Source organism: Blautia sp. MB18-30 (genome assembly GCF_023669475.1).
Classification (GTDB): Bacteria; Bacillota; Clostridia; order Lachnospirales; family Lachnospiraceae; genus Blautia_A; species Blautia_A fusiformis.
Map to the genome: position 1 here is coordinate 1 of NZ_JAMOYY010000075.1, position 3,014 is coordinate 3,014.

The 3,014-nt window shown below is 38.4% G+C and carries 5 protein-coding genes; 2 read left to right on the forward strand and 3 right to left on the reverse strand.

Annotated elements, in window-relative coordinates; all coding sequences use genetic code 11:
- Nucleotides 1-130 precede the first annotated feature (130 nt).
- Entirely contained in the window at nucleotides 131-586 is a 456-nt protein-coding gene (locus NCY57_RS16435; RefSeq protein ID WP_173739517.1) for an Rrf2 family transcriptional regulator, read from the forward strand.
- A gap of 32 nt (nucleotides 587-618) precedes the next feature.
- Here NCY57_RS16435 and NCY57_RS16440 read toward each other — a convergent pair whose 3' ends face one another.
- The gene (locus NCY57_RS16440; protein WP_015524499.1) at nucleotides 619-795 is read right to left on the reverse strand and encodes a sporulation initiation factor Spo0A C-terminal domain-containing protein; all 177 of its coding nucleotides are present in this window, start codon (nucleotides 793-795) and stop codon (nucleotides 619-621) included.
- 27 nt (nucleotides 796-822) lie between these two features.
- Between NCY57_RS16440 and NCY57_RS16445 the strand changes: the two genes are divergently transcribed.
- Nucleotides 823-1,053, forward strand: a complete 231-nt coding sequence (locus NCY57_RS16445; protein WP_118608482.1) for a helix-turn-helix transcriptional regulator — start codon at nucleotides 823-825, stop codon at nucleotides 1,051-1,053.
- Between the two features lie 151 nt (nucleotides 1,054-1,204).
- On the opposite strand, the gene NCY57_RS16450 is transcribed toward NCY57_RS16445, so the two are convergent.
- Nucleotides 1,205-2,488 (reverse strand): cytidylate kinase family protein, encoded by a 1,284-nt coding sequence (locus tag NCY57_RS16450; RefSeq protein WP_173739518.1) that lies wholly within the window; start codon nucleotides 2,486-2,488, stop codon nucleotides 1,205-1,207.
- Between the two features lie 40 nt (nucleotides 2,489-2,528).
- Nucleotides 2,529-2,951: a MarR family winged helix-turn-helix transcriptional regulator gene (locus NCY57_RS16455; protein ID WP_015524496.1), complete on the reverse strand. Its 423-nt coding sequence runs from the start codon at nucleotides 2,949-2,951 to the stop codon at nucleotides 2,529-2,531.
- Nucleotides 2,952-3,014 lie beyond the last annotated feature (63 nt).

Here is a 3,014-nt window from a genome sequence, read left to right on the forward strand (position 1 = left end):
AATATGCACAGTTTCTCAACACATTGAAAAGAACTGTTGAGAACTTGAAATGTTTTAGACAAACCAAAAATATTTTTGTCTCAAAAATGTGAAAAAAATCATTATATCATACTATAAGGAGTTTCTTATCATGAAATATTCAACGAAATTAAGCGATACTGTTCATGTGATGGTTCTGATTGCTATCAACCAGGAAAAATCTCTCTCCAGTGCCTCAATTGCAGAAAGTGTCCATACAAATCCCGGCTTTGTACGCCAGCTTATGTTAAAACTAAAAAAAGCCGGACTTATGACCAGTGTAGCCGGACATGCCAGTCCTTCTCTTTCAAAACCTGCAGATCAGATTACATTGCTGGATATTTATAAAGCAGTTGAAGGTGAGAAGCCGCTGCTTCATTTAGATACTCATACCAACCCTGATTGCGGCGTTGGCATTAATATTCAGTTGTCTTTACAGGAATTCTATAATGAAATCCAAAAAACTGCTGAAGAAAAAATGAATATGATTACTTTACAGGATATCATAGATACCTATTATCAGCGAACATCAATCCTCAATATCTCCCCGGTTAGCCATCACGGTTAAATTTTCATCCCGATTTACGGAAAGTGTTCCTACTACATCCGGTTCACCTTCCTTATGACCGGATTCAGGTTTCCCATAAATACTTCCTGCACAGCCGGATCAGGATTATCAAATCTTGCATCTATGGCTATCTGCATTTCTCTGCGTACCTCTTCTGGTGTTGTGTTGTACTTTTCTGCAATCTTTTCATTTATTATGAGTGTAGACATGCACAGTTTACGCTTTCATCTCGGTAATTGAATTGCCGAGGATTCCTGCTTTTTATCCTAAAAAATTATACGGGACAGACCTTTTCTTCTCTTATCCAGAATATCCGTCTGTCCAGAGCGGCGAAAATGTTAAAGCAGCCTGATCGTTCTGTTACTGCTGTCATGGAAGAGATCGGTTATTCCAACATTACGCATTTTTATAAAATTTTTGAGAAAAAGTTCCATATGACACCAGCGGAATACCGAAATACTTTATAAGTCCTGTATGTGTCTTATCTGTATACAGTAGAAAAGAAAAAGCCTTATAATATTACTGCAAATGATATGTCCCTCAAATATGATTTTTAGATTGACTGTTCCTTAAGGGGCTATATCATTTACAACAAATATTATAAAGCTTTATATATTTTTACAGTTTCATAGCACAGCGGATGCAGTTCTCAATATATTCTTCTCCCAAATCTGTATTCAGGCTGAGATCAAAGTTTCCGGCTGCACCCCACATACGGCGGGTGTAATAACGGTAGTTATCTGCACGGAGTTTTTCATTTTTCTGAACCGTAGCTTTGGCTTCTCCCTCGGAGATATTCTGTCTCTGTGCCACTCTTCTAATTCTGCTCATAAGAGGCGCTGAAAAAAATACTTTCAGACAGTTTCCGGAATTTCTGAGAACGTAATCTGCACAACGGCCTACTATCACGCAGTTGCCTTTTTTCGCAAGATTACGTACAACCTGACATTCTGCCTCGAAAATTTTATCCTTCGGCGCTTCATCCTGCATATCCGCATTCAGATACATCTGATTAACCAGATCATAGATGAGACTGTTTGTCATGATCTCTTCGTTTTTCTTGATGAATTCCGGTGTGTATCCGGTGGTTCCTGCTGTCATCTGGATAATCTCCGCATCATAAAAATCATATCCCAACTTTTCTGCAAGAATCTTGCCAATATCGTGGCCGCCACTTCCAAACTGTCTTCCAATGGCGATAACATTTTTTCCATAGGTTCCTGCTGTCTGTTCTTTTGCTTCGTTCTCGTTTTCTGCAGATACGCTTTCCGGGAAAATCATATCTTTCAGGAATGCAAGTTTCTTACCGATGAGTCTGGCGATAAAGCCTACCAGAAGGGCAGCAATAACGGTACCTTCTCTTACACCATCCAGTCTTCCTGCAAATACGAAAGAAAGTACAGCAGCGATCACTGACATGGATACATCAAAACAGATCTTGGTTGTTCCGAAATTTGTTTTCCATGTAAGAACAATAGCACGGACAAAAGATTCTCCCGGAAGCATGACAACGTCTGCCAAGACCTCCATATATACACCTACGCCAAGAATCAGACATCCGATGAGAAGATATACAATCTTCATGATGTACGCTTCCGGATTGACCCAGGAAAAAAGAATCATGGTAAGATCAATAAAATATCCAAATATGATGGATACCGGAATCTGAAGGATGTGCTCCAATTTAAAGTTCTTTCTCAGGATGATCAACTGCAGTACGATCAGAAAGATACTGAAAAAGATGGTAAAGTTTCCAAGTGTAAATGGAAAATTAAGACTTAATACGTAAGGAATTGATGAAATCGGGGATGTTCCTAGGTTTGCCTTTGTGATCAGACTGACTCCCAGGGAGTTTACAAATAATCCCACCAGAAATATTAAATATCGTTTTAGTTTCTCCATTTCTTATTTCCTCCTCATTTCATATTTTTTTATCGTCGGATCATTTCATATCTGCAAGATTTCGGTAGATTCGGCAAAAAATATCCATAAACAACTTCTGCTCTTCTTCGGAAATACCATTTAATGCAGTTTTTTCTATTTTCTTAAAAGCCTCCTCCACAAGCTTCTGATTTTTCTTTCCGGATTCTGTCATAAAAATATGAAAAGTACGACGGTTTCCATTGAGCATTTTTCTTTCGATCAGACCTTTTTCTTCCATACGGTTCAAAATAGACGTTAAAGATCCTGCCTCGATGAGGCATCCTGCCGCAATCTCTTTCTGGCTGGCACCATCGTGATCTTTCAGGTAATCCAATACTTTGGGCTGTCCCAAGGTAAGGCCTGTGTCTGCCAGCTGTTCCATTAGTTTTTTCTGGACAGTCATATGGTTTATCATAGACAGGTAGTGAAATGAATCATCCATTTATTATTTAGCTCCTTCTTTTATCATATAAATAGTTATAATTCAAATATTTAGAATTATAAC